4 protein-coding genes are annotated in these 3,964 nt (G+C 50.3%); 2 read left to right on the top strand and 2 right to left on the bottom strand.

Translation table 11 applies throughout. From position 1 onward, the window contains the following. Positions 1-798: hypothetical protein (locus BOW51_RS08140; protein WP_135568156.1), on the bottom strand; the 798-nt coding region annotated here is incomplete at its 3' end. Between the two features lie 68 nt (positions 799-866). Then, positions 867-2,222 carry a hypothetical protein gene (locus BOW51_RS08135; RefSeq protein WP_078477252.1) on the bottom strand — a complete coding sequence of 452 codons (1,356 nt, stop codon included), beginning with the start codon at positions 2,220-2,222 and terminating at the stop codon, positions 867-869. 144 nt (positions 2,223-2,366) lie between these two features. Between BOW51_RS08135 and BOW51_RS08130 the strand changes: the two genes are divergently transcribed. Then, a complete protein-coding gene (locus BOW51_RS08130; RefSeq protein WP_078477251.1) occupies positions 2,367-3,029 on the top strand; it encodes a hypothetical protein in 663 nt (220 codons plus the stop codon). After that, on the top strand, positions 3,026-3,964 hold a 939-nt coding region (locus BOW51_RS08125; protein ID WP_135568155.1), incomplete at its 3' end, for a hypothetical protein. The genes BOW51_RS08130 and BOW51_RS08125, both read left to right, overlap by 4 nt.

Below are 3,964 nucleotides of genomic sequence, written 5' to 3'. Positions count from 1 at the left end.
GGTTGCGCCAACCAGGTAACGCATCTCGGTGCTATCTAGCCCATCAGTAAAGTCACCCGGGTTTGCGTTGGTATATTCAAACTTGCTGTGAGCAACCTGGAACAGAAGATGCGTCTTTGGCAATACGCGTGCTAGCAGGGTAGCGGATGTGTCAATGATATTGCTGTCTCGATACTGGTAATCGTCATTATCGTTACGGAGACATGTTAAGCAGGCTGCAAGCTCCAGTTTACCGCGAGTCTCATCATTCCCTAGTACATAGAGGCCACCAGCCTGGTACTGTTTCCATTTGGCACCGGTTTGATCGCCAATCGTATTGTGGTTCCCATCCAGAGGGTTTTCGTATCCGCGAGGATACTCCGAAGCCCTGATTTCAAAGCCGATATCAAGGTTCTGTCTCTGCGTGAATGCTGTTCCCCAGTAGCCGACAAGTCGCTGGTTGATTTGTTGTTCTTCGGCTTCTGCATCGAGAAAGTAGTTTGTATCTGCTGCATATTCAAGGCCGTAGAAGTGTCCACGGCGTTTGCCCTGGAGGCCCGCCCCAAGCATGGCTGTAATTAACGGTGATGCTGCCTCTTCATTCCCGGCGCTGTCATAGAGCGCACTGCTGTAGCCGGCAGAAATATTGACAATAGGGTAGGCGACCATATTACCGACTGGCTGCTCCAGCCTGTATTGCGATAGCACAGTACTGCTGCCAAGGGCACCAGCACAAAGAATCACTGCGCCGATTCCCAGTTTTAGTCGAGTGGCATGCACACGATTCCAACTCTTTTCTTTGTATATATATTTAGCCATAGCCTGATCCCTGTATATTTTCACGTTACTGCTTTCCTTGCATCTGTGTAACTTATACATACAGCCCTTCAATCCTGGCTTGAAGGCGGTGGTGGGGGATAGACAACAGGTTTACAGCTGCCAATTTTGGCGCCGGCAGCCAGCGCAGAACCACAGATGCCAGCACCGCAAGCTGCGGGTGATTCGCAGGTATAGCGCTCTGTCTCGTGGTAGAAAAAGACGGTAGGTATGTATTTGATACCAAGGCTGTTCGCTACCGCGATCCACTCGGCATCATCGATCCAGCGCTCCATGGTGTCGCCGTAAACAGTGATCATTACCGGTTTTTCGAAACCGGTGCTTTGCAGTTGCCTGTTAATCTTGTTCCACTTGGCAACAGGGATGGACGACTTTTCCGGTATGGGGAAAAGTGCTATTAATTCACTGGTTTTCGCATTGACATGATGGTCGAGTTCACGCCATTCGCGTGGTGGTGTCACACGCAGGCGTTCCGCTGCATAGATGTAAAGTACTTCACTTACGCTGGTTCGTCTGTCGCTGGTGTCGATGTAACGCCCACTGGCATAATTGCCAAGTGATACTGCGCCAATTCTGCTATTCACTGCCTTGGCGACTGCAGATTCAACTTGGCTGGTTGGGAGCAGGTTTCTTGCGTTATAGATGAACTTCACCGGCGCAGTCTCTGTACCAGAAGCCTTTCTTTGCTTTAGGGCATCAATGTCTGCATCGACAACCATCTGGTTGTCCTTTTGATAGAGAGAAACGAGTACGGGTAACTGCGCGGCAGGGTGGCTCTTTGCAGATACGTACCACCAGGCATCACCGGTCGAGCCCTTTTTCTCCCGGTTTGCGATTCCGATCAGTTCATCGATATCCACTTGCAAATCGCCTTTGCTATTACTCTGCTCACCGAGGCGAGCATTGCTGCCGAAATACCTGTCTGCTACTGCCTGAATAGATTTCGATGAGCCAAGTTGTCCCAGGCTGTAGCGCTCATAGAAACGATTGTTTGAAGCGATTGACTGTTCACACACCCAGCCAGGTAGTGAAGGGAGCAGGTTCATCGCTTGCTGGTAGATTTCCAGCCCACTTTCGGGATCGGACTTTACAAGATGATAGACGATGTCGTTGATTGGCAAGCCGCGGCCAATACCGTGCAAAATGATTGATGGTGTAGGGTAGTCCTTCGCGATCAGTGATTTGATGTAACGTATTTCGTGATCGTTGAGATTAACCTCATAGGCATTCATTGAGAGCCTGGATGACTGTATCTCGAGATCAGTGGGAATCTCTGCCTGCAGTGTTGTAGTGCTGATCGGGAAAAGTATTGCTGCTGATGCTACGAGTTTCGGTAAAGCTTTGCAGAAAGTTTTTATCTTGGTGCTGCTCGTAGTTGTAGATATTGTCTCTACAATTTTTTCCATTCTAGATATTCCCTTTATCATGTCGCGCATCCTTGCTGTACAAAATGTGCGACAATTATCGAATTATTTTGCTTTGACTGCAAGTATTTCAAGCAGATAATGCAGACGTGCAAATTATAATTAGTATAAAAATCCTCGTTAATCATGGCACGAAAAGCTGATAATGTCACCAAAACAGGAGCACTGATTGTGCTGCTTACCCTGCTAGTCCTTGCTTTCCTTTCTGCAACTGCAGGGTATGCAGATCTGCTGTCTATCGCTGCACATAAACTATTGCATGCAGATAACAGTTCAACGGGCTTTTTGAGCCGGGAAAAGCTGGTCAAAATAGTGGGTATGCAGAAAAATGCAGCCCGTCTCTCTTCACTACATGCAGACTATCAACTTGATCTTGCACTTCTCTACCAATCGCACTCGGACATCTCCAGTGGGACGGGAGGGCGCCAGGTTACACAACAAGCTGCGGAACATGCCCGGTTGGCCGTAATACGGAGAAGTGCCTGGGCAAGAGCCTGGTCTGAATTGGCAATTGCGCGTTTCAACCACTCGGGATTCGATAGCCAGGTACAAGTGGCGCTGTCGAAGGCGCAGCAGCTTGGTTCATGGGAGCGTGGTGTTGTGAGCCAGGTCGCCTGGCTTGCAATGACAGCCTGGAGCCAATTGCCCAGGCAGCAGCAGGAGATGTCCGCTTTTTTTATCTCTGCGATGAAAGAACCACAATTCAGCCAGATTATTCATCAGTCAGCCAGGCGAACCGGTTGGAGCGGATTTTTGAGGCGGCTTGAAAGGGAACACGGGGCAGGGTGAAAAAACACAAGGCACATAGCGACAGTGTTAAGCGAGACGCCCCTCGGTCGCTATTCATCCTCTACCTGTTCCTGATTGCATGGCTGCCGCTTCCGCTCGGCAGCAATCGTGTGTGGGCCTGGTCATTTTTTGAAGTCGCGATATTCCTGCTTGCGGGAGCCTGGCTTGTCTACATACTGTCCAGAAAATTACCGCTACCAGGGGTGCTGATTCGCCTCAAAATACCCCTGCTGCTACTTGGTGCATGGATACTTTACCAGTGGTTGCAGCTAGTCCCGGTGCCACTTGCATTGCTTGAGTTTCTCAGCCCATCAACTGCAGCACTGATTACCTCGGCTGAGCCAGTAATCGGGACGAGTTGGCATGCATTGTCACTGGACCCGGGTTCATCTCTTGCAGGTATTTTGAAAAACACAGCCTATCTGTTGATGCTGCTGATGACGTTAATTTTGGTCGATAGTCGCAAGCGATTGCGCACCTTGATGATTCTTCTGTTGTGCGTTGGGCTTGGCGAGGCCTTGCTGGGCATTGCAGGTTATTATGGCAATGGTTTAACTGCACTTTGGGTAGAGGCGGGCGGCACCAGTCGGGCGCATGGCACTTATCCCACCCCCAACCATTTCGGTGCGCTGTTGTCGATCGCGATCAGTGTGACACTGGGTCTGCTGCTCTCATCGATGAACCTGGTACGTGAAGGTAAAGGAATGCGAGGTGTATTGATCCGCTGGCTTTCGGTGGTACTGAGTCCCAGGGCTGTCCTGATCGTCGCACTCTACCTGAGCAATTCTCGTGGTGCGAGCCTCTCCCTATTTTTTTCGCTCTTGCTGGTTATAGCTTTCGGTATCTATCGTCACGGTTGGCAGTCGAGAGAGGCCGCGATGTTACCCGTGGCACTCCTGTTGTCACTGGGAGCCGCGCTCTTTATGGGAGCAGGC

The organism is Solemya elarraichensis gill symbiont (assembly GCF_002021095.1).
In the GTDB taxonomy this organism is placed as follows: Bacteria; Pseudomonadota; Gammaproteobacteria; order Chromatiales; family Chromatiaceae.
This window is presented reverse-complemented; position numbering and strand designations above follow the sequence as displayed.

Coding starts and splice junctions, on each gene's coding strand:
- BOW51_RS08135 (WP_078477252.1), bottom strand. CDS start 2,222: ATGGAAAAAATTGTAGAGACAATATCTACAACTACGAGCAGCACCAAG.
- BOW51_RS08130 (WP_078477251.1), top strand. CDS start 2,367: ATGGCACGAAAAGCTGATAATGTCACCAAAACAGGAGCACTGATTGTG.